At 65.8% G+C, this 20,000-nt stretch carries 14 protein-coding genes; 7 read left to right on the forward strand and 7 right to left on the reverse strand.

The features are described from left to right. The first annotated feature begins 53 nt into the window (after positions 1-53). The 3 genes from ACVT6V_RS29505 to ACVT6V_RS29515 are packed head-to-tail and all read left to right on the forward strand — an operon-like array spanning position 54 to position 3,447. Positions 54-959, forward strand: a complete 906-nt coding sequence (locus tag ACVT6V_RS29505; protein WP_489897593.1) for a helix-turn-helix transcriptional regulator — start codon at positions 54-56, stop codon at positions 957-959. A 32-nt stretch (positions 960-991) separates the two neighbouring features. Continuing rightward, complete coding sequence (locus ACVT6V_RS29510; RefSeq protein WP_489897594.1) at positions 992-2,293, forward strand: low temperature requirement protein A; 1,302 nt, start codon at positions 992-994, stop codon at positions 2,291-2,293. 8 nt (positions 2,294-2,301) lie between these two features. Then, the gene (locus ACVT6V_RS29515; protein ID WP_489897595.1) at positions 2,302-3,447 is read left to right on the forward strand and encodes a metallophosphoesterase; all 1,146 of its coding nucleotides are present in this window, start codon (positions 2,302-2,304) and stop codon (positions 3,445-3,447) included. A gap of 21 nt (positions 3,448-3,468) precedes the next feature. On the opposite strand, the gene ACVT6V_RS29520 is transcribed toward ACVT6V_RS29515, so the two are convergent. Next, on the reverse strand, positions 3,469-6,933 hold the full coding sequence (locus ACVT6V_RS29520; protein ID WP_489897596.1) for a protein kinase domain-containing protein: 3,465 nt from the start codon (positions 6,931-6,933) through the stop codon (positions 3,469-3,471). 360 nt (positions 6,934-7,293) lie between these two features. Between ACVT6V_RS29520 and ACVT6V_RS29525 the strand changes: the two genes are divergently transcribed. Together ACVT6V_RS29525 and ACVT6V_RS29530 are read left to right on the forward strand one after the other, a co-directional pair. Next, the gene (locus ACVT6V_RS29525) at positions 7,294-9,123 is read left to right on the forward strand and encodes an amino acid permease (protein WP_489897597.1); all 1,830 of its coding nucleotides are present in this window, start codon (positions 7,294-7,296) and stop codon (positions 9,121-9,123) included. Next, positions 9,120-10,004 carry a universal stress protein gene (locus ACVT6V_RS29530; RefSeq protein ID WP_489897598.1) on the forward strand — a complete coding sequence of 295 codons (885 nt, stop codon included), beginning with the start codon at positions 9,120-9,122 and terminating at the stop codon, positions 10,002-10,004. Before ACVT6V_RS29525 ends, ACVT6V_RS29530 begins: the two co-directional genes overlap by 4 nt. 623 nt (positions 10,005-10,627) lie before the next feature. Here ACVT6V_RS29530 and ACVT6V_RS29535 read toward each other — a convergent pair. From ACVT6V_RS29535 to ACVT6V_RS29550, 4 genes are all read right to left on the reverse strand, one after another. Continuing rightward, the gene (locus ACVT6V_RS29535) at positions 10,628-11,782 is read right to left on the reverse strand and encodes an aromatic ring-hydroxylating oxygenase subunit alpha (RefSeq protein ID WP_489897599.1); all 1,155 of its coding nucleotides are present in this window, start codon (positions 11,780-11,782) and stop codon (positions 10,628-10,630) included. 111 nt (positions 11,783-11,893) lie between these two features. Beyond that, complete coding sequence (locus tag ACVT6V_RS29540; protein WP_489897600.1) at positions 11,894-13,060, reverse strand: NAD(P)/FAD-dependent oxidoreductase; 1,167 nt, start codon at positions 13,058-13,060, stop codon at positions 11,894-11,896. Next, positions 13,057-13,419 (reverse strand): bifunctional 3-phenylpropionate/cinnamic acid dioxygenase ferredoxin subunit, encoded by a 363-nt coding sequence (locus ACVT6V_RS29545; RefSeq protein ID WP_489897601.1) that lies wholly within the window; start codon positions 13,417-13,419, stop codon positions 13,057-13,059. Before ACVT6V_RS29545 ends, ACVT6V_RS29540 begins: the two co-directional genes overlap by 4 nt. Positions 13,420-13,743: 324 nt before the next feature. Next, positions 13,744-14,526, reverse strand: coding sequence for an IclR family transcriptional regulator (locus ACVT6V_RS29550; protein WP_489897602.1), 783 nt, complete (start codon positions 14,524-14,526; stop codon positions 13,744-13,746). 216 nt (positions 14,527-14,742) lie between these two features. Here ACVT6V_RS29550 and ACVT6V_RS29555 point away from each other — a divergent pair, with 216 nt between their 5' ends. Both ACVT6V_RS29555 and purU read left to right on the forward strand, forming a co-directional pair. Then, positions 14,743-17,202, forward strand: coding sequence for a GcvT family protein (locus ACVT6V_RS29555; protein ID WP_489897603.1), 2,460 nt, complete (start codon positions 14,743-14,745; stop codon positions 17,200-17,202). Between the two features lie 50 nt (positions 17,203-17,252). After that, a complete protein-coding gene (gene purU / locus ACVT6V_RS29560; RefSeq protein WP_489897604.1) occupies positions 17,253-18,101 on the forward strand; it encodes a formyltetrahydrofolate deformylase in 849 nt (282 codons plus the stop codon). Positions 18,102-18,132: 31 nt separating this feature from the next. Here the strand turns inward: purU and ACVT6V_RS29565 are convergent, their stop codons facing one another. Next, positions 18,133-18,801 (reverse strand): GntR family transcriptional regulator, encoded by a 669-nt coding sequence (locus tag ACVT6V_RS29565; protein ID WP_489897605.1) that lies wholly within the window; start codon positions 18,799-18,801, stop codon positions 18,133-18,135. Positions 18,802-19,241: 440 nt separating this feature from the next. Further along, on the reverse strand, positions 19,242-19,910 hold the full coding sequence (locus tag ACVT6V_RS29570) for a GntR family transcriptional regulator (protein ID WP_489897606.1): 669 nt from the start codon (positions 19,908-19,910) through the stop codon (positions 19,242-19,244). Between the last annotated feature and the right edge of the window lie 90 nt (positions 19,911-20,000).

Below are 20,000 nucleotides of genomic sequence, written 5' to 3' on the forward strand. Positions count from 1 at the left end.
GGGTTACCACCAGACCCTCCCCATCCGGGTCCGCCTGTCCCTAGGCTGTCCACATGCAGATCGCGAAGGACATCAGAGACTTCTTGATGGCCCGGCGCGCCGAGATCACACCCGATCAGGTCGGCCTGCCGCCAGGCGGACGCCGCCGTGTACCCGGCCTCCGCCGCGAAGAGGTGGCCCAGCTCGCCGGAGTGAGCACCGAGTACTACACACAGATCGAACGAGGCCACGTCGACGGCGTCTCCGAGGAGGTACTCGGTGCCATCGTCTCGACGCTGCGACTCACTGACGAGGAGACGTCACACCTCTTCGATCTGGTCCGGGCCGCGACCACGAAGCGTGGTCCGCGTCGATCCCCGGCCCGGGCCGGGCGGAAGGTACCCAGCACGATCCAGGCCCTGATGGACGCGATGATGACGGCCCCCGCGATCGTCATCAACGGTCACCTCGACATCATCGCCGCCAATGCGCTGGGTCGCGCCGTGTACGGACCGCTCTACACGCGAGCCGGCTCTGCACCACCGAACATCGCCCGCTTCACATTTCTGGATCCTCGCGCCGACGAAGTCTTCCCCGACTGGCGACGATCGGCGGACGACGCCGTCGCCTTACTACGCGTGGAGGCCGCGAGATCACCGGACTCTGCAGCGGTGACCGGCCTGATCGGCGAACTGGCCACCAAGAGCGACGAATTTCGAGCCCGCTGGGCCGCACAACGGGTCAAGGCACACCGTCGCGGTACCAAACACTTCATCCATCCCGACGTCGGCGAACTGACGTTGCAGTTCGAGGTTCTCGATCTCACCAGCGCGACGGGACTGGCCATGATCGGTTACACGGCCGAGCCGGGGTCGTCGTCAGAACAATCGCTGCGCCTGTTGTCGAGCCTGACTGCGACCAAGGAAACAGATTCCCTCGTTGCCGATGGTGGTGCGCGACCCGCCGATGGCAAGCGCTGACTGTTCACGACGCATTCGGAAGAATCGACCCCATGGACTCGAAGGACAGCACGCGTTCGACGATGACGCCCGGCCAGGAGTACTACCGTCATGGGCTGCGCCGCATGACCGGCCGCGACATCAATGAACATCACCGAGGCGCCAGTGTTCTCGAACTCTTCTTCGACCTCACCTTCGTCACGGCATTCGCGGTCGCGGGTTCACAACTCGCTCACGGCATCGCCGATGATCACACCGGCACGGCAACAACCGCATTCGCCATCGCCATGCTCGCGATCCTGTGGGCATGGACAAGCTACACGTGGTTCGCATCCGCATTCGACAACGACGACTGGTTGTTCCGAGTTCTGACGCTCGTCCAGATGGCCGGCGTGATCATCCTCGCCATCGGCATTCCGGACATGTTCGCCTCGATCGAAGAGGGCGAACACTTCACCGGGGGCGTGATGGTCGCCGGGTACGTCGTGATGCGCGTGGCTGTGATCGGGCAGTGGTTACGCGTGGCATCGGACGACCGCGATCACCGAGCCCTTGCCCTCGCCAACGTGATCACCGTCGGTGTCGCCCAGTGCGGTTGGGTCGCCTTCATCCTGCTGCCGTTGTCTCTGCCCGCCGCCCTTGTGTTCATCGTGGTCTTCTGGGTGATCGACCTCGCGGGCCCGATCACGGCCGAACAAGTCGGTATCCACCGTGGCAATGGCGGTACACCATGGCACCCCCACCACATCGCCGAACGCTACGGTCTGCTGGCGATCATCGCAATCGGCGAGACCGTGACGGGCACTCTGGCCGCGGCGGATGTCATCTCCGGACAAAGCGGTTGGAGTGTCGACTCGGTCGTCGTGATCGGTGCCGGCATCCTCACCTCGTTCGCCCTGTGGTGGACATATTTCCTTCTGCCGTCCGGGCCGGTCTTGAACATGCACCGCGTCAAGGTCATCCCGTGGGCGTACGGACACTTGATCGTCTTCGCGGCCATCGCCGCGGTCGGTGCGGGACTGCACGTCCTCGGGTACGTCTATGACGACCATTATCACGTGAGCACGGTGACTGCGATCCTTTCCATCAGTGTCCCCGTGCTGATCTTCATGACCGGGGTCTTCCTGATCCATGCCTGGCTGGTCGGTGCTGCGTCCCGGAACCCGGCGCACGTGGTCGCGTTCGCGGCACCGGTGGTCGCAGCGATCCTCGCCGAGGTGGGGTGGCCGCTGTGGGCGTGTCTGTTGGTAGTACTCCTCTCGCCCGTGTCGATCATCGTGTCGTACGAACTCGGCGAGTGGAGTTCACTCGCACGCCAACTCGACCGCGCACTCGACGACTCCAGCGAGGGATGAGCACCTTGATGCCCATCGTCATGGCCGTGGTGCTTGCCCTCATCACATTCTGGTTGCACCGCAGATTGGTCCGCGCCACACGGATGCCTCGTCCCTGGTCGACGATCGCCGACGTCACGCTATTGATCCTCTACGTCCTCGCGATCATCGGTGCCGGCAGCGGCGTCGTGCTCGACCCCTCCTGGGCACGTGCTCCCGCGTTTGCGGGCTGGGTGTGGCTCGGTGTCGTCTTCTACCTGGCCCTCGGGATCATCGTGATCGGTCTCTTGTCGCTGGGCTTGCGCCTGGTGGGGCGAATCCGCGGCTCCGAGAAGCGGGCCGGTGTCGACACGTTGCGCCGCCGCACGATTCAGATCGGCTCGGCGATCGTCGTGGTGGCCTCGGTCGTGACGGTCGGTTACGGGGTCGCTGAGGCCGCCCGGCCGCGGGTCACCCACACCGAGATCCCGCTGGCCCGACTGCCCCAGCAGTTCGACGGCACACGTGTCGCGCTGATCTCCGACCTGCACGTCGGACCGGCGCGCGGACGCGCCTTCACACAGCGCGTCGTTGATGAGGTCAATGAGCAGAAGCCGGACCTCATCGTGATCGCCGGGGATCTCATCGACGGCACTGTCGGATATGTGGCCGATGACCTCGCTCCCCTCGCCGAGCTCTCCGCACCATTGGGGGTGTTCGGTGTCAGCGGCAACCACGAGTTCTACGCCGACGACGGCGGTAAATGGCTCGACGTGTGGGACCGCCTGGGCGTCAAGTCCTTACGGAACGAGCGGGTGGAGGTCAACACGAACGGCGCCACCATCGACGTCGCGGGCGTACATGATCTGACGGCACCCGCCCCGTACGAGCCCGACCTTGATGTGGCGCTGAAAGGCGGCGATCCGAACCGGTTCGTACTGCTGCTCGCTCATGAGCCATTGCAGGCGTTCGACGCCTCCGACGCCGGCGTCGACCTGCAGTTGTCCGGCCATACGCACGGCGGCCAGATGTGGCCGATCCGCTATCTCGTGACGCTGCAACAGCCGACGCTGCAGGGCCTCGACCGGATCGAGAACACCACGATCTACACCACCCGCGGCGTGGGTGCCTGGGGGCCACCGGTCCGCGTGGGTGCACCGCCGGAGATCAGCATCCTGACGTTGACCCGCCCGTAGACACGGTGTCTGGGTAGGCCCTCAGGTGTGGGATTCGCTGCCGAAGACCTCGTCGAGGAATTGGGTCGACGGCGCGGGGACGCTGTCGACCCACCGCCCGGCCAACAGGTCCGATCTGATCTCCTCGACGAGGCGGCGGAACCGCGGCCCACCGTCGAGCGGGTAGCGAACCATCCCCACCTCCTCGCACCGCGCAAGCAGGTGCGCAGCATGCCGCCTGGCCTCGTCGGTTCGGCCGGCCGCCGATAGGCAGACCGCGAGAAGCCGTTCGGCGCGCAGTTTCGCTCGTTCGCGCCCGGTATCGGCGAGTTGATCGACCCATTCTTGCGCCCATCGACACGCGATGTCACGTTTCGCCGCGGCATCGACATCACCGGCTGTATCGGCCTCCGCCAGCAGGAATCGGATCGCAATTCCGGACTCGAGTTGCGCCACGAGCGCGGGAACACCAAGGGTCGGATGCGGCCGGGTGGCGAAATCCACCCGAGGTCGCAAACCGCGTCTGGCGGGGAGTCCTTGGACCGAGTACTCGGCTTCGACGAAGGCCCGTAGCCGCACGGCGTCCAGGCGATCGGCGATGTCAGCCGCGTCGTCAAGAAGTGACGCAGCAGCAATGCGATCTCCACGGATCAACGCAAGACGTGCACCGATGATGAAGCGCGCCTTGATCATGTCGATGACGCCTTCGGTGGCCCCGAGCTTGAAACTCTCGTCGAGTAATCTAATCGACTCGTCCACGCGGCCCCGCTCGTACAGCACGTCCGCCAGCACCGCGCACGCCAGGCGCGCAGCCTGCGATTTGGTGGCCGTCCCTGTCCCGGTGGAGACGCGCAGGGCGTTACGGAAACACTCTTCGGCCCGATCGAGGTCCAGTTCCTCGAAGTAGGCGACCCCATCGAGTGCGTACCCGTACATGACCGCATACGGCCCGGTGTTCTGCTGATGGTGGGGCACCGCCCATTGCTGCCAGCGATGGGCTTCGTCGAAGTCGAAGCGGAATGTGGCATTCATCGTCGCGACATTCGCGATGGCGGAAACAGCGAAGGGCGGCAACGTATCCGACTGTTCAACAACCACCGCGATCATGTCGTCGAGGACCCCGACCTCATCGGAGGTGGCCCGCACACATGCGTCGACCACCTGCGCCTCCAACCGCATCTTGGGCACCGATGCGTCTTCGGCCGGCATGCCCGCCAGCGCCGTGGCCACGCGAGCGAGCGCCGCGTTGGCAAGCTCGTTACGATGCAGGAGAACATTGGCCCACGCCACCAGCAATTGCATGCGTGCACTGGACGTCACGGCGTCGCCCGGCAGCTTGTCCACCATTCCGAGCAAGGTGGCGATGTGCGCGTGCTCGATCAGCGACTGCCCGTGCTTCTCGACGAGTGTCACGGCACGAGCGGTGTCGCCGGATGCCAGCGCGTGATTGACCGCCTCGGCCACCATGCCGTGCTCGGCGAACCACACCGACGCCGTCGAGTGCAGCGCGGCGACCGCGTCCGGCTGGTCGCGTTCGAGCCGGCGACGGAGAAACTCCACGAACAGGGGATGGAAGGAGAACCAGTCGCCGTCCTGATCCACCCTGCGCAGGAACAGATCTCGTGCCTCGACGTCCTCGAGCAGCGCTTGGCTGCGCGACTCGCCGCTCAGTGCTGTCGCCAAGCCGGCGCAGATCCGCTCCGGCAACGACACGGTGAGCAGAAAGTGCAGCACATCGGGTTCGAGTGTGGACAGCACATTCTCGGCCAGAAAGTCGCCGATCGCGTGGTGGCGTCCCGAGATGTGGCTGATCAGTTCCGCGGGCGTGTCCGAACCGCGCAAGGACACCGACGCCAGTTGCAGCGCGGCCACCCAGCCCTCCGTCGAGTTACGCAGGTCGGCCACCTCGTCGTTGCGCAGTTCCAGTCCCGCACAGTCATGCAGGAATGACCGCGCTTCCGCGGCATCGAAACACAAGCCGGCGATGTCGATTTCGACGAGTTCGTCCTGGACGCGCATGCGGCTGATCGGCAGCCCGGATCGCGATCGACTCGTGATGATGAACTGCAGGTGGTGGCAGCCACGCTCGAGGAGAAAGTCCATCGACGCAATCGATGCGGAATTGGTGACCCGATGCCAGTCGTCGACGACGATGGCGAAATGTTCGTGGCGGGCATGGATCTCGTTGATCAACGAGGTCAGCACATACTGTTCGGCCTTCGCGCCATGCTCGTCGACGACGTCGGCGAGGTCACCGACCACCGCCGGATAGGCGCGCCGGATCGCCTCGACCAGGTTGGCGAGAAATCGCGCCAGGTCGTTGTCGTCGTCATCGACCGTCAGCCACCCCACGATGACACCGTTGTCCCGCAGTTCCTCGCCCCACTGCGTGGCCACCGTCGTCTTCCCGTAGCCGGCGGGCGCGTGGATCAGGATGAGCCGACGTTGCCCACCCTCACGCAGAATCTCCATCAGACGCGCGCGCGGCACCTGCGTACGGGGACGCAACGGCGGATGAAACTTGGTCGACGGCGTCGGGGGCGCAGTCGTGATCGAGATCCGCGGACGACGTTCGGAACCGCCGAGGACCGGTGCATCCGAACCCGCCAGCGGCAGCGCCATCTCGTCGACCGCCACACCCAATCGGCGCTGCACCTCGCGCAACTCTTCGCCGTACTCGACGACCGAGATGGGTCGATCGCCCGGCTCACGAGCCATTGCGTGCTCGATCGCCTCCGACAGCGCGTCGGGGAGACCCGCGGTCCGCAGATCAGGCACCGGTTCTGCGGCGACCCGCAGGAAGTGTGCGACCACCTGCTCGCCGCTGCGTCGCTCAAAGGCCGCATGCCCGGTCAGCGCGCAGAACAACGTCGCACCCAATCCATAGATGTCCGAAGCCACCGTCGGCGACGATCCCGTCAACAATTCGGGGGCGGTGAACGCCGGCGAGCCGGTGACCATGTCCGCGTCCGTCTCGAAACCGCCCGAGATACGGGCGATACCGAAATCGGTGAGCTGCGGCTCGCCGTACTCGGTGAGCAAAATGTTGCCCGGCTTCACGTCGCGGTGCAACGTGCCCGAACGGTGCGCCGTCTCCAACGCACCAGCAACCTTGATCCCGAGCCGCAACACGTCCTGCCACGCCAGCGGCCCGAACTTGCGGATGCGGGCATCCAGCGAATCATGTGGGTGATACTGCATGACGATGAACGGGAACCCGCCCGGCGTGGTGCCGACCTCGAGGATATTGACGATGTTCGGGTGGCCGGACAATCGGCCCATCGCGCGCTGCTCGCGTACGAACCGTTCGAGATTCTCTTCGTCGAGGTGATCGGTGAGCACCTTCACCGCCACCGTACGGTCCAATTCCGGCTGCGTACAGCGATACACAGCCCCGAACCCGCCATGACCGATCAGCACCGGATCGGTGAATCCGGCAGCCACGAGATCTCCAGCGATGTCGGGTACGACATCGCGCTGAGTCATCTGCGGATCGTACTCGGCCATGGGGCTGTCCTCGATCGCACGCGACGCGTTTGTCAGTGCATATTCAGCCTATCCCTCATGTCGAGGGGATTCGGTCGATTCAGTTCACCCACGCGACCGATCCAATGATCGATGCGGGCCCGCCGCCGGGTTGGTTCGGGGCAACTTCGATGGATTCACCGAATCGGACATAGCTCGTACTTCGCCCGCAGTCTTGAACCCCACTGTGATGAGGGTTACAGTACAACTGATGTATCAGTTGCATGTCATATGCTTACCTGGTCTTTCACTCGCCTGACCAGGGTGTGGCGTGCCTCGGAATCCCATCCAGCCTCAGGCGGGCATCAGGCTTCGCCACTCTCGTCGATGAAGGAGATGCCCATGGGTGCTGCACCCGCCCTGAAGAAGGGACTCAGCGACAGACAGCTGAGAATGATCGCGATCGGCGGTGTGATCGGTGCCGGCCTGTTCGTCGGTTCCGGCGTGGTGATCCACGAGACCGGCCCCGCAGCATTCATTCCCTATGCTCTCTGCGGATTCCTGGTCATCATGGTGATGCGGATGCTGGCCGAGATGGCCGTCGCCGACCCGTCGACCGGATCCTTTGCCGACTATGCCCGCAACGCGCTGGGCGGGTGGGCCGGATTCTCGGTCGGGTGGCTCTACTGGTACTTCTGGGTGATCATCGTCGGGTTCGAGGCGATCGCCGGCGCAAAGATCATCCAGTACTGGCTCCCCGACATCCCCTTGTGGCTGTGCTCGCTCGTGCTGCTCACCCTGATGACCGCGACCAACTTGTTCTCGGTGTCGTCTTTCGGCGAGTTCGAGTTCTGGTTCGCCGGAATCAAGGTCAGCGCGATCATCGCATTCCTGGCCATCGGCGCAGCGTTTGTATTCGGACTGTGGCCGCACAAATCCATGGACTTCTCGAACCTGACCGCGCACGGCGGTTTTCTCCCGAACGGCGGATTCGCGATCACCGCGGCCATCGTCACCGTCATCTTCTCCATGACCGGCGCAGAGGTGGCAACGATCGCGGCCGCGGAGTCACACGACCCCGAACGTGCCGTGGCGAAGGCGGCCAACTCCGTGATCGCCCGCATCGCGATCTTCTATGTCGGCTCGATCTTCCTGCTGGTCGTCATCGTCCCGTGGAACGACGACAGCCTGGCGGCGTCGCCCTATGTCGCCGCGTTCACCGAGATGGGTCTGCCGTACGCCGACCACATCATGAACGCGGTCGTCCTCACGGCAGTGCTGAGCTGTCTGAACTCGGGGATGTACACCGCATCGCGGATGCTGTTCGTACTCGCCGCCCGCCGAGAGGCGCCGCAGCAGCTCGTCCGGGTCACCCGCCGCGGTGTGCCCGCGGTCGCCATCCTCGCATCGTCGGTGGTCGGCTTCCTCTGCATCATCGCAGCCGCCGTCTCCCCCGACACCGTCTTCACCTTCCTGCTGAACTCCAGCGGCGCGGTGATCCTGTTCGTCTATTGCCTGATCGGGATCTCGCAGGTCATGCTGCGCAGGCGGCATGGGTCCGAACACCTGCGCGTCAAGATGTGGATGTTCCCGGTGCTCTCGCTGTTCACGGTGGGCGCCATCATCGCCATCCTCGCCCAGATGGGCCTCCGAGAAGACTCACGTTCCCAACTGATCCTCAGCCTGCTGTCGTGGGCCGTTGTCGTCGCCCTGTACTACACGAACCGGTGGTTCCTGTCGCGACGCGGCGAACCCGTCGAGGCGGCCGCGACTGCTCACCCGAAACGGATACTGGTGCTCGCCAACGAGACTGCCGAGACCCGCGAACTACTCACCGAACTCGGCGACGTCGGTGCAGCGGCAGACTCGCGTTACCTGGTCGTGGTCCCCGACAGCCCGGTCGAGACGGGCGTCGCCGCCACCCACGGACCGCTGGACGTCTTCGAGGCGACGCAGGAGGCCGCCCAGGCACGCCTCGAACACACGGTCTCGTCCCTACGCTCGGCCGACCTCGATGTCGAGGGCGTGCGCGGCGACTTCCGTCCACTGCGTGCACTCGCGAACGCCGTCGAGACCTTCGATCCCGATCTCATCGTCATCGCCACCCTGCCACCCGAATCCTCTGTGTGGCATCGCTTCGACGTCGTCGATCGGGCGCGCAGCGACTATCCGAGCATTCCCGTCGCCCATATCGTCGCCGCACCCGTCACGGCCCTGGAGAGCACCTCGTGACCATCATCGCCGGGTTCAGCGCGAGCCGACACGGCAGCGCACCCATCAATCTCGCCGTTCAACTCGGCCGGGCCACCGGTGAAGATGTCGTCGCGGCCGCAGTGGTGGAAGGCGACGAGCCGCCCGCAGCGGCGCGGATCGATCGCGAATACCAGTCCCACCTCGCCGCCCAGACGAGGCGCTCGCTCGCACAGGCTGCGGCGCAGTCCTCCGACGATGTCGAGGTCTCGATCGTCGTCCACCGCGCCGGCTCTATACCCCGCGGATTGATGGAACTCGCCGAGAAGTACGACGCGAGCACCGTCGTCCTCGGCTCCTCGTCGTCGGGGCTGCTCGGGAGAATCGCGCTGGGTAGTGTCACCGAACGGCTCGTCCACACCGCCGCGGTGGCGGTCGCGATCGCACCGCGCGGGTTCTGCTCCACGACAACGCCGTTGCGACGACTCACGGTGGCCTACGGCGGCGCCGCGGATGCCGCACAACTGATCCCCACGGCGGCCGAGCTGGCTCTGCGCTGGCACGTGGCCATGCGCGTCGCGTCGTTCACCGTCCGCCCGGCGCTGATGTTCAGTGGAGCGATCGAACGTTCCGCGGAGGATCTCGTCACCCGCCAGTGGAAGGACAGGACCACCGACGCGGTGCGCAGGCAACTCGACGAAGCGCTCGAGAACGGCCCGATACCCGACGTCGACGTCGTGTTCGGCAGTGGCGCCGACTGGCCGGCGGCGATCAACGAGGTCGGCTGGGAACCAGGTGAGATCCTGCTACTCGGTTCGGGCGCCGCCGGCCAGCGCGCCCACGTCTTCCTCGGCTCTGCGGCCGCGAAGATTCTGCGTCACGTCCCGGTGCCGGTCATGATCGTGCCCCGTCGACAGGACTGATCCGGTCGCCCCGGTCCTGGGGAGCGAGCTTGCGAGCGCCACCCCCGGCCCCTGAGGAGCCCGCGAACGAAGTGAGCGAGCGTACCCCGATCCCTGAGGAGCCCGCGAACGAAGTGAGCGTGCGTACCCCGATCCCTGAGGAGCCCGCGAACGAAGTGAGCGTGCGTCACGAAGGGCGCCCTTCGTGACGCACCGTCGCAAGCTCCGGGGCTCCTCAGGGACCGTGGAGAGATTGCGCCACCCAGACCAACACCTCTCCTACAGAAGCGAACTCGCGAGCGTCACCCCCCGCTCCCCGAGGAGCCGCGAACGAAGTGAGCGAGCGTACCCCCGCCCCCTGAGGAGCCCGCGAACGAAGTGAGCGTGCGTCACGAAGGGCCCCTTCGTGACGCACCGTCGCAAGCTCCGGGGCTCCTCAGGGACCGTGGGGTGACGGCCCTCCACTAGCGTTCCGGCCCTCCCCAGGGATCGGGGTTGACGGCCCTTCGCTAGCGCGCCGCTAGCGCTCCGGGGCTCCTCAGGGAGCTGGGGCTGGCTGACGGTTCTCCGCTAGCGCTCCAACCACTTCCATGCAATGATCCCCGCTACCGTCTCGGTCGCGGGGATCATCACATTGCGCAGGCTCAGTCGGCGAGCATCGACTGGAGCCAGGTGTGGAACTCGCCGATGTGGTGCTCGCTGGGGACCAGCACCCCGCCGTTGCGATAGGTTCGCGAATCCATCGCCGGCTGACAGCGCTCGCAGGCGTCGAAGTCCTGCTGGTTGACCCGGTGGAACAGTTCGACGGAATTGCTCACGTCACGGCCGGATTCCACGACGTGCGGCAGGTAGAGCCAGTCACACTCGACGACGGTGTGGTCGGCCGCGAGCGGAAACATCCGGTGCACGATCACGTGGTCGGGAACAAGGTTGACGAAGACCTGTGGGCGCACGGTGATCGCGTAGTAGCGGCGGTCCTGATCCTCGGCGACGCCAGGGATCTGCTCGAAGCCCTCAGAACCGTCGACCGTGAATCCCTTGACGTCCTCACCGAATTCCGCCCCGTGCCCGACGTAGTACTGCGCGGCGTAACCGTCGGCGAACTCGGGAAGGACCTCGGTCAGTTCGGGGTGGATGGTGGCGCAGTGATAGCACTCCATGAAGTTCTCGATGATGAGCTTCCAGTTGGCCTTGACGTCATAGACGATCCGGCGGCCGAGGCTCAGGTCGGCGATTGCGTAGTGGTCGATCGACTCCACATCGCCGAGGCGGTCCACGATCTCCTGCATGACCGTCGCCTCGAACGAGGGCGGCTCGTCGGCGAGACAGACCCAGACGTATCCGAGCCACTCGCGAACCTCGATCGTACTGAGGCCGTACGCCTGCCGATCGATGTCGGGCATCTTGGTCAGATTGGGTGCGGCGATCAGCTTGCCGTCCAGGTCATAGGTCCAGGCGTGGTACGGACACTGGAAGGCGCGCTTGACCTCTCCGCTGTCCTCCATGCACAGGCGGGCACCGCGATGCCGGCACACGTTGTAATACGCTTTGACGTCGCCCTTGCGCGAGCGGGTCACCAGAACGCTCTCCCGGCCGACCTGGACGGTCCGGAACGCGCCGGGCTTGTCGAGGTCGCCGGATCGGACGGTGCAGAACCACATCTGCTCGAACACCCTGGCCTGTTCGAGGGAGAACACCGCGGGGTCGGTGTAGTAGTGGCCGGGCAGGGTGGAGATGAGACTGTCCGGCAGGCCCGGGGAAGTCGTCAAAGGCGCTGAGGTCAACGGGGCTGAGGTCACGGGGGCTCCTGTGGAGATCAGTTGAGGGTCAAGCGGTCCGCGGCAGACGTCACCGCGGAGAGGTTTGTGTCGCGCGGCGAGATGCCGCGCATCGGATGTGAATGAACCGCGTCAGGCGGCCACGGCGGGCACGACGCAGAGCTGGCGCCGCAACCGGGTGAACTGTCGGGTCGCGTTGATCCCGAGGACGGCGACGACGCGACCGTCCCGTCGGTAGGTGGCGAGAAAGCCACTGCCGCAATCGTCCTCGATGATGATCTCGTCATCGGGCCGTGCGATACCGGCGAACTGGATGCGTGAGCCGTACTGATCCGACCAGAAGTAGGGGGCACGGGCGACTGCACCCTGATGCAGACCGCCCGCGAGCAGTGTCGAGATGGCGATCTTGGGCCGCTCGAGCGCGCCGGTCCAGTGCTCGACGCGATGCGGTGCTCCGGTGCTGTCGTCCAGCCAGGCCGCACAGTCGCCGACGGCGACAACATTGGGCAGCGACGTCTCGCCGCCGCGGCCGCAGATCACACCATTTCCCAGTTCGAGGCCGCTGCCCTGCAACCACTCGATGTTCGGCACCCCGCCGATTCCCACGACCACGGTGTCGGCCGGGAGGTGTCTGCCGTCGGCAAGGTCGACGCCGGTGACCCGGTGCGTGCCGGTGAGGCCGGCGACGCCGACACCACATTCCAGCGACGTGCCGTTGGTGGCGTGGGCATTGGAGACCACAGAGCCGAGATAGACGCCGAGCTGGACCGACAGCGGAGTGGGCGCGGCCTCGACCACCGTCACCTCCATACCCATCTTGCGGGCAGTGGATGCGACCTCGGCACCGACGAATCCAGCGCCGATCACCACGAGTCGGCCGCCGGCGGCCAGGTCGGCACGCAGAGCGATCGCGTCGTCGATGGTGCGGACCACGTGAACTCCGGCCAGCTGTTCGGCGCCCGGCCAACGGCGGGCCCGCGACCCGGTGGCGATGACGAAGCCATCGGCTCCAACACGCGTCCCGTCAGCGAGTTCGACTGCACCCCATTCACTGTCGAATTTCACCGCGGGGTTTCCGAGGAGCCATTCGGCGTCGAGGTCGTCGTCCTCGGACTCCAGCGCAAGATCCGCCTCGGTGATCTCGCCGGCAAGGAACGCCTTCGACAGGGGCGGGCGGTCATAAGGGCGACGCGCCTCGTCGCCGATGATGGTGAGCCGGCCACCGAAGCCCTGCGCGCGGGCGGCACGAGCGGCGGACAGCCCGGCCAGCGACGCACCGACGATCGCGATGTGCTTCATCGTGCACCCTCCTCGGCCAGTCGGGAACGGACGTCCGGAGGCAGGTTCGGCTTGTCGGTACTGAGTTCGACGCGGATCATCCCGCCTTCAACGGACACCTGATGTGTGCGCACCGGCAACTTGGCCGGCGGCTCGTCGACCGCACCGGTCCGCAGGTTGAACTTCGAGGCGTGCAGCGGGCACTCGACCTCGCAGCCCTCGAGCCAGCCGTCGGCCAGCGAAGCGTCCTGGTGCGAGCAGGTGTCGTCGATGGCGAACACCTCTCCGTCCTCGGTGTGGAAGACCGCGATCGGCGGGGTGGTCTCCACGCGGCGCGAGTCGCCCGGTAGCAGCTCGGACAGGGGACAGATGTCGATCATTGGGGGCCTCTCAGTTACGACGGGGAGGGGGCAAGCGGAGGACTTTTTGATGCGTATTACGGAACATGACGCGTAATAGGAAACAGTTTGTGGGGTATGGGGAGGGCGTGTCAAGGGTGTCGACAAACAATCTTCGGAGCTTTTTTCCGGCGTCGAGATCGCCGGCCGCGACAGCGTCGGCGCACGTGGAGAGGTCCCCCGACCACGCGCGCGACGTGGCAACGAAATACCTTGTATTACAGGGATTCCGAGCAGAATGACCGATGCGGCGAAAGCCCCGCGCCTGGTCGGGGCATCAACTGGCCGATCGACAAAGAGTCGAGCTCAGCCCTGGTAGCCCATTCGCCAGCTGATGTCGTCGGCTGCGCGGACGACCGCCGGCGCGATCTCTTGGGTCCGCTCGGCGGAGAGCCGATACACCGGACCGGACACGCTCACGGCAGCGATGACGGCACCCATGTGGTCACGAATCGGAGCCGCAACCGCACTGAGCCCCTCTTCGAACTCCTCGACGGTGACCACGTAGCCATCGGCCACGGCCGACGACAGCTGCTTTTCGAGAAGGTCGCGCGAGGTGACCGTGTGCTCGGTGAAACGTTCGAGCGGCAGGGCCGCGAGAACCTCGGCGCGGGAGGGTGCGGGCATGTACGCCAGCAGAACCTTGCCGCTGGAGGTGGCGTGCAGTGGCGTGAGCTGGCCGACCCAATCCTGGGTACCGACCGCGGACGGACCGCGAGCCTGGTCGACATTGACCACGTAGTGGGACCGGAGCACAGCGGTGTTCACCGTCTCGCCCACCTCGGTGGCCAACCGATTGCAGATCTCGCGACCCTGACGTGTGACGTCGAGGTTGCCGGGAACCGCGCTGGCCAGTCGGAGGATGCCGAAGCCGAGCTTGTATTTGCCACGTTCGGTGGACTGCTCGACGAACTCGCGCTCTTCGAGCGACGCCAGCAAGCGGGAGACCGTCGACTTGTGCACGCCGATGTCGGCAGCCACCTCGGTCACCCCGGCCTCACCACGACGAGCAAGGATCTCCAGCAAGGTCAGAGCACGATCAACGGATTGGACTCCCCCGCCGGAAGCCTCCTGTCGCTCGTTGCTCATAGCGCAACCCTACGCGTTTACCATTTCATTACCCAAGCCGCCGCGCGACACGCCCCGATGCCGCCGAAGGGGTTGACCATCGAAAACCCTCCGGCTACGTTGGTATATCAGTTGCTGACCACTGTTGTATCGGCGAAAACCCAGATCCCCGCTCCGCACCCATTCACCCGCGGTATGCCGACGTCCCTGTCATCACCACAGCTAGGAGAACCACACATGGGGTCACCACGTGTCGTGATCATCGGGGCCGGCATCGTCGGCGCCAACCTCGCCGACGAACTGACCGCGCGCGGCTGGGATCGGGTCACCGTCCTCGACCAGGGTCCACTCCCGCTGACGGGCGGATCGACGTCACACGCCCCCGGCCTCGTCTTCCAGACCAACGCGTCGAAGACGATGACGGAGTTCGCGAGCTACACGGTCGAGAAGTTCTCCTCGCTCGAGGTCGACGGGCAGTGGTGTTTCAACCCGGTCGGCGGCCTCAAGATCGCCACCACGCCCGAACGCCTCGCGGACCTGCACCGCAAGCAGGGCTGGGCCACCTCATGGGGAGTCGATGGTCGGGTGATCGACCCCGACGAGTGCGTCAAGCTGCACCCGCTGCTCGACCCTGCGAAGGTCCTCGGTGGTCTCTATGTGGAATCCGACGGCTTGGCCAAGGCCTCCCGCGTCGTCGTCGCGACCGCCCGCCGGGCGCAGAGCCGCGGCGCAGAGTTCCGGGCCAACACCCGCGTCGTCGGCATCGAGCACAGCGGGGGCAAGGTCACCGGCGTCACCACCTCGACCGAGGTCATCGCCGCCGACATCGTCGTGTCGTGCGGCGGATTCTGGGGCGCGGCACTTGGTGAGCTGATCGGGATGTCGGTCCCGTTGCTGCCGTTGGCCCACCAGTACGCCAAGACCCACCAGATTCCCGAACTCGTCGGCCGCAACACCGAGCTCACCGAGGCCGGCTTCCCGATCCTGCGCCATCAGGATCAGGACCTCTACTTCCGCGAGCACGTCGATCGCCTCGGCATCGGGTCCTACGCCCATCGCCCGATGCCGGTCGACCTGCGTGACCTGCCCGACGGCGACGTCGGACCGGACGCGATGCCATCGATGCTCGAGTTCACCGAGGACGACTTCGCGCCGGCCTGGGAGGAGTGCCGGAAACTGCTGCCGTGCCTGCGGACCGCGCAGATCGACTCCGGTTTCAACGGGATCTTCTCGTTCACCCCCGACGGCGGACCGCTGATCGGCGAGTCGCCGGATGTATCCGGCTTCTGGATCGCCGAGGCCGTGTGGGTGACCCACTCGGCAGGCGTGGCACGGTCGGTGGCGCAGCTGCTGACCGACGGCCGCTCCGAGATCGAACTGCACGGCTGCGACGTCCACCGTTTCGAAGAGGTCCAGCTCGATCCCGACTACGTCAGCGAGACCTCCCAACAGAATTTCGTGGAGATCTACGACGTCCTGCATCCGTTGCAGCCCAGGCAGTCCCCACGGGATCTGCGCGTCAGCCCGTTCCACACCCGGCAGGTGGAACTCGGCGCCGTCTTCCTGGAGAGCGGTGGATGGGAACGGCCGCAGTGGTACGAGTCCAACGCGGAACTGGTGGCGCAGTTGCCGGTCGAGTGGCAGCCACCGGACCGCGACGACTGGGCGGCCAGGTTCCACTCCCCCATCGCCGCGGCCGAGGCATGGCGCACCAGGACCTCGGTGGCGCTCTACGACATGACACCGCTCAAACGACTGGAGATCTCCGGTCGCGGCGCGCTGGCACTGCTCGACCGCCTGACCACCGGCAAGATGGACAAATCCGTCGGCGCGGTGACCTACACCCTCGCACTGGACGAATCCGGCGGTGTGCGAAGCGATCTGACCGTCGCACGACTCGCCGAGAACACCTTCCAGGTCGGCGCCAACGGTAATCTCGACCTCGACTACTTCCAGCGCGCGGCCGCCGACGACGGCACCGTCACCGTCCGCGACATCACCGGTGGCACCTGCTGCATCGGCCTGTGGGGTCCACGCGCCCGCGACATCGTCGAGGCGTTGAGCCGCGACGACTTCTCCAACGAGGGCTTCAAGTACTTCCGTGCCAAGCAGGTTCGCATCGGTGGGGTCCCGGTCACCGCGATGCGCCTGTCCTACGTCGGTGAACTCGGTTGGGAGCTCTACACCACCGCCGACAACGGTCTGCGCCTGTGGGATGTGCTGTGGGCGCACGGCCGTCGCTTCGACATCATCGCCGCGGGCCGTGCGGCGTTCAACAGCCTGCGGATGGAGAAGGGCTATCGATCGTGGGGCACCGACATGACCACCGAGCACAACCCCTTCGAAGCCGGCATCGGTTTCGCCGTCCGCGCACAGAAGGACGCATTCGTCGGACGTGACGCCCTCATCGGCATCTCCGACGCGACGGTGGGCCGGCGGCTGTGTTGCCTGTCGGTGGACGACCGGCGGACCGTCGTCCTGGGGTCCGAGCCCGTGTTCCTGGACGGTGTGCCGGCCGGCTACGTCACCAGCGCTGCCTTCGGCCACACCGTCGGTGCGCCCATCGCCTACGCGTGGCTGCCCGCAGACGCCGTCGTGGGAACCGCGGTGGAGATCGGCTACTTCGACAAGCGGATCTCAGCGACCGTCGTCGCCGAACCCCTCGTGGACCCGGAGATGGCGAAGATCCGCTCATGACCGCGGACGCCACGACCCCTCACCTCCCCACATCCCCGGCAGGAGTTGCCATGTCCAATCACTTCACCCTCACTCTGAGTTGCCAGCAGCGACCCGGCATCGTCCACGCGATCAGCTCGTTCCTGTTCGCACGGCACTGCGACATCGCCGAGCACCAGCAGTTCGACGACATCGCCAGCCAATCTTTCTTCCTGCGAACGAGTTTCGTGTGTGCCGACGACGTTGACGCGGCCCGGTTGACCGAGGAGTTCGCCACGATCGCCGACAACTTCGGCATGACATTTCGTTTCGACGGTGACGACCTCCCACGCATCGTGGTGATGGTGTCGAAGATGGGACATTGCCTCAACGACCTCATCTTCCGTTGGCGCGCCGGGACTCTGGGCGGTGACCTGGTCGCGGTCGTGTCCAATCACGAGGTCCTGCGCCCGATGGCCGAGGCCGCCGGACTGCCCTTCGTCCACATCCCGGTGACGCCGGTGACCAAGCCGGCCGCCGAGGCCCGCTTACTCACCCTCGTCGATGAATTCGACGCCGACCTGGTGGTGCTGGCCCGCTACATGCAGGTGCTCTCCGACGACGCTTGCCGCGCACTGCGTGGTCGCGCGATCAACATCCATCACTCGTTCCTGCCCGGATTCAAAGGAGCCAAGCCGTATCACCAGGCCTACGACCGCGGTGTCAAGCAGGTCGGGGCGACGGCGCACTATGTCACGCCCGATCTCGACGAGGGGCCGATCATCGAGCAGGAGGTCATCCGGATCGACCATTCCTTCGATCCTGCCCGCCTCGCCACCGTGGGGCAGGACGCCGAGGCCCTCGCGCTGTCGCGCGCGGTGCGATGGCACTGCCAGAACCGCGTGTTGCTGCACGGTCACCGAACCGTGGTGTTCAACTGAGCAGGGACACGCCCCTGGCGGCGCGAACCGCTCAGACGACCGCTCGCACCGATTCCTCGAATCCCGTCACGTGCGCGAGGGCGATGGCGGCAGCCGTATCCCCATCACCCGCGGCGATCGTCCGTAGCAACTCGGCGTGCTCACCCACGTGGTGCGCCACGCTCGGCAGGCGATCCAGGAAGAGGCAGAAGATCCGGGTGGCGAGATTGTCGTACCGGACCAGGACGTCCTCGAGATGCGGGTTGCCGGCGGCCCGATAGATCGCCCGGTGGACCCGCAGATCCCACCGCATCAGCTCATTGTGTTCGATGCTGTCGAGGTCGAGGGCCTCGGTGCGATCCGCGAGATCCGAAAGTTCGTCGCGGACCGTCGAGGATGCCGATTCGGCCGCGGTGCGCGCCGCCACCGGTTCGAGATTCACGCGGATCTGGGAGATGTGCCGCAGGTCGGCGACGTCGACTCCCGTCGCAAAGGTGCCCCGTCGGGGGAAGGACACCACGAGTCGGTCCGCCTCCAGCCGCTTGAGTGCCTCGCGCACGGGAGTTCTCCCGACGCCGAGCTCGGTGGCGAGTTCACTCTCCACGATCGCGTCATTGGGTCGGATGTCGAGCATGATCAGCTTGTCCTGGATGGCCAGGTAGGCGCGGTCGGCCAGCGACAGGTTCTCCGTCTCCGTTCCGGATACATCCTGGACCGTCATCAGCTCATCCTTCCCCACGCGGATCCCTGCGCCTGACAGCTGACAGGGCCTTGCGCGAAGAATGATATATCAATCGGGGAAGAGCGCGGCAACCTCACCCCGACGCCCGCGGGGGTCCGTCACCATCCAGCGCGCGAGGAGGACCGCAGGGTGCCAACCACCCGCCCCCTGAGGAAGACCGGGAGGATGCCAACCACCCGCCCCCTGAGGAAGACCGGGAGGATGCCAACCACCCGATCCCTGAGGAGCCTCCGAGCCTGCGAGGATGCGTCACGAAGGGCCCTTCGTGACGCTCGCAAGCTCGCTCCTCAGGGACCGGGGGGCGCTCGCACGCTCGCTCCCTTCGTGACGCTCGCAAGCTCGCTCCTCAGGGCGGCGCCTCAGGGCGGCGCCTCAGGGCGGCGCGTCAGGGACCTGGTCGTTGGGACCCGGCGCCGCCGTCACAGCTGCGAACGAACGGATTCCTCGAAACCGATCACGTGATCGAGCGTGAGTCGGGACGCCGACTCCTCATCCCCGGCGATGATCGCCTCGAGCAGCGGAACATGCTCGCGCACATGGTCGACGACGTAGTCGAGGCGATGGATCAGCAGGCACCAGATCCGCGTGGCATGGGCGTCCAGGCTCACCAGGATGGATTCCAGATGCGGGTTGCCCGCCGCGCGATAGATCTCGCGATGGACGTGGACATCGCGGCGCAGCACCTCGCGGGGGTCCTCCTCGTCGACGAGTCGGGAGATCTCGTCGGTCAGCGCCTGCAATCGTGCGCGGGCGTCGGCCGAGGCAGTGCGCGCAGCCCGTGCGGCGGCGATCGGTTCGAGTTGTTTGCGGATCTCGGAGATGTCAGCCAGGTCGGTCATGTCCACCGCGGTGGCGAACGTACCTCGGCGCGGGTAGGCGACCACCAGTCGATCACGCTCGAGTCGTTTCAGCGCCTCCCGCACCGGTGTGCGCCCGACGCCGAGTTCGATCGCGAGGTGATCGTCGTTGATCGGCTCGCCCGGCCGGATGTCGAGCATCACCAGTCGCTCACGGATCATCTCGTAGGCCCGATCCGCGTTGGTTGCCTGGCCGTCGACGCCGATGGCTACAAGGTCGGTCACCGTCATGTCCACTCCCCTCGGAATTCTCACCGGCCAACCGCTTGACGTGGCCGGATTCTGATCTTAGTCTAACCCACAGTTGATATATTAGTTACC

The organism is Gordonia sp. LMA167 (assembly GCF_058130025.1).